Source organism: Terrabacter sp. P5_B1 (assembly GCF_056400505.1).
Genome location: NZ_JBFULD010000445.1, coordinates 1 through 2,680, shown reverse-complemented (window position 1 = coordinate 2,680; position 2,680 = coordinate 1). Strand labels below are relative to the sequence as shown.

Here is a 2,680-nt window from a genome sequence, read left to right as displayed (position 1 = left end):
CCCTTGTCCCGGCCGCCGCGGGAGCTGACCCAGTGGGAGTCCCACGCGCCGCGTCCCTCGGTGCCGCGGATGGCGTGGACGAGGTCAGGGTTGACGGCCACCGAGTAGCGTCCGGGCGCGGCGACGAAGTGCTCGTCGTCCTCGCGGGCGTCGCGCTCCTCGACGAAGAGGTCGAAGAGCGTCTGACCGACCATCATGTGCTGCCACAACGGGACGGGGCGATGCTCCGAGACGATGACCTCGGTGTCGCCCCGCACCTCACCGAGCCAGGCGCCGAACTCCTCGGCGTTGCTCACGGTCGCCGACAGCGACACGACGCTGACGTCCGGCGGCAGGTGGATGATGACCTCCTCCCACACCGCCCCGCGGAACCGGTCGGCGAGGTAGTGGACCTCGTCCATGACGACCCAGCCGAGCCCGCGCAGGGTGGTCGACCCGGCATACATCATGTTGCGCAGGACCTCGGTCGTCATGACGACGATCGGCGCCTCGCCGTTGATCGACGCGTCACCGGTGAGCAGGCCGACCTTGTCGGCGCCGTGGACGCGGGCCAGGTCGGTGTACTTCTGGTTCGACAGCGCCTTGATCGGCGTCGTGTAGAACGCCTTGCGCCCGGTCGCGAGGGCCATGTGCACGGCGAACTCGCCGACGATCGTCTTGCCCGCGCCAGTCGGCGCCGCGACGAGGACACCGCGACCCTCCTCGACGGCGCGACACGCCTCCGTCTGGAAGTCGTCGAGCGGGAACTCGAGTCGCGCGGCGAACTCTGCGAGCCGCGGCCACGTGGCGATCATGCAAGCACCTCCTTGGGGGTCACGACGTGCAGGGCACCGGGCACGACCTCGGCGTCGATGGGAAGGTCGGCGAACATCTCGCCGTCGGCCTGTGAGTGGATACCGCTCGCCTCCAAGCGAACTCGCCGGACGCGATGGATCTCGACGGCCGGATGGGTGATGTGCGTCCCTGAGTAGACCCTGGGGAAGACCCGGAGGAACGCCGCGATCGACAGCGCATGCACGATCATGACGTCGAAGAGCCCGTCCGTGACGTCGGCGTCCGGACAGACGCGCATGCCGCCGCCGAACGAGGTCGTGTTGGCGACCGCCACGAGCATCGCTCGCGTCTCGATGCGGCGCCCGTCGAGCTCGATCGCATACGGGATGGGCCGGAAGACGGGCAGCTCGCGCAGAACCGCGAGGTTGTAGCGCATCTGTCCGTGCGGCCACCTCATCCGCTGGGCCCGCGCGTTGACGACGGCATCGAAACCGGCACCGAGCACCCCGCCGAACCACGTCTCCCCCACGACGCCGTCGCTGACGCGTCCGAGGTCGATCCGGCGGGTGCACCCGTCGGTGAGAAGCGCCACCGCCGACGGCGCGTCGCGGACGGGCAGGCCGAGGTTGCGCGCGAAGTCGTTGCCGGTGCCCGCCGCCACGACGGCGAGCCGGGTGGACGTGCCTGCGCAGAGGTTGACCCCGAGGTGCACCATGCCGTCGCCGCCGACCACGACCACCGTGTCAGCGCCGGAGTCCACGGCATCTCGCCCACGGGCCCGCGCCTGCTGGTAGTCGCTGCCCGACACGTCGACGACCGCGTGCCCGGCCTCGAGGAGCAGCCGCCGCGTCTGCGCACCCAGCACCTGTCCCAGACCCTTCCCGGACGTGGGGTTGACGACCAGGGCGACACGGCGGGACACACCCGCACGCTACAGGGAGGACGCCTCGTCGTCGGGGACGTCCAACCAGTCGGGCTTGTGCTCCTCCTTGCGACGGTCGAGCAGGAACGCGACGCCGACCGAGGCGAAGTAGAGCGCCACCATGGGCGTGGCCAGGAAGAGCATGGTGTACGCGTCGGGCGTCGGGGTCATGATCGCCGCGAAGACGAGGATGACCATGACGGCCGGACGCCAGCCCTTGAGCATCGCCCTCGCCGGCAGCACGCCGACGAGGTTGAGCGCGACGAGGAAGACCGGCAGCAGGAACGCGCAGCCGAAGGCGATGATGAACTTCAGCACGAAGTTGAGGTACTGCGACCCGTCCTGGAGGTTGTAGGCACCCTGGGGCGTGAAACCGAGCAGGACYGCGACGGCCTTCGGCACCATGACGAAGGCGAAGAGGCAGCCGGCGAGGAAGAGCGGCACCGCGGCGACGACGAACAGTCGCGCGACGAGCTTCTCCTTGCTCGTGAGCCCCGGGACGATGAAGCCCCAGATCTGGAAGAGCCAGATCGGGGACGCGATGATGAGGCCGACGGTGAGGGAGGTCGTCAGCTGGAGCGCGAAGGCGTCGGTCATCCCCGCGAAGTTGATGTTGACGACGCCCTCGCGACCGACCTGCAGGTCCCGCAAGGGCTTGGTCAGTGCGTTGATGACGCGGTCGTAGTAGATCCAGCCGACGACGCCACCGATGACGATGGCGATGGCGCTGATGGTGATGCGGTTGCGCAGCTCACGGAGGTGGTCGCCGAGTGACATCCGCCCCTCGGGGTCGCGCTGGCGTCGCAGTGACGGCATTCAGGTGAGTCCGTGTGACGGGTCCGGGAACCGACCCACTCAGAACGTCGAGTCGCGACGGACGTCGTCCGTGCTGCTCGTCGGCGTCGGGGTCGGCGTGGGAGTCGGCGTGGGAGTCGTCGTCGCGGCCGGAGTGGCGGCGCGCAGGCGGTCGGCCTCCGCGCGGGC

At 69.6% G+C, this 2,680-nt stretch carries 3 protein-coding genes; all 3 read right to left on the bottom strand.

The genetic code is table 11. The features are described 5' to 3' along the window. A partial coding sequence (locus AC1DP0_RS20650) for a DEAD/DEAH box helicase (protein WP_478088215.1) occupies positions 1 to 794 on the bottom strand: 794 nt, incomplete at its 3' end. Further along, positions 791 to 1,696, bottom strand: coding sequence for a diacylglycerol kinase (locus AC1DP0_RS20645; RefSeq protein ID WP_478088213.1), 906 nt, complete (start codon positions 1,694 to 1,696; stop codon positions 791 to 793). The genes AC1DP0_RS20645 and AC1DP0_RS20650, both read right to left, overlap by 4 nt. A gap of 9 nt (positions 1,697 to 1,705) precedes the next feature. Then, positions 1,706 to 2,512, bottom strand: coding sequence for a twin-arginine translocase subunit TatC (gene tatC, locus AC1DP0_RS20640; RefSeq protein ID WP_478088211.1), 807 nt, complete (start codon positions 2,510 to 2,512; stop codon positions 1,706 to 1,708). Positions 2,513 to 2,680 lie beyond the last annotated feature (168 nt).